This window comes from Paenibacillus sp. 01T422 (genome assembly GCF_056398785.1).
This window is the reverse complement of the sequence record NZ_JBFTQB010001669.1, coordinates 1-434: the sequence shown is the minus strand read 5'-3', so window position 1 is coordinate 434 and position 434 is coordinate 1. Positions and strand designations below refer to the sequence as shown.

Below are 434 nucleotides of genomic sequence, written 5' to 3'. Positions count from 1 at the left end.
GATCGACGGTTCACTTGAACTAGAGTCAAAATAAACGCCCCGATCAAATAACCCAAATAATTACTTGAAGCCAGATAACCCGCACCTGCTGGAGAGAACAACTGGTTTTCCATCATCATCGGCAGGATCGGTGTAAAAGCGAATCTTCCGATTCCCATAGCTACTATCATGGCCCCAATGCCTCCGAGCAGAACAATAACTGTGTGTCTTTTCATACGCGTTCCTCCCATTATTTTTGGACCACCTGTTCATGATACTTTGTTATGGGTCCTGCTGCATAATACAGAATGATGATGTTATTCATCGTGAATTCAGATAGCTAAATAAGAAAACCGTCAGGGAACTTCCCTGACGGTGCTTGTATTCATGCCTGTGGTGTGGGCGAATGACGTACTTCTAGAAAATCCGCTGCTTCCAGCCCAGCAGTTTAGCAA

At 44.7% G+C, this 434-nt stretch carries 1 protein-coding gene; it reads right to left on the bottom strand.

Annotated elements, in window-relative coordinates:
• On the bottom strand, positions 1–215 hold a 215-nt coding region (locus AC1DUA_RS40705), incomplete at its 3' end, for a YbfB/YjiJ family MFS transporter (RefSeq protein WP_477505024.1).
• Positions 216–434: the final 219 nt, after the last annotated feature.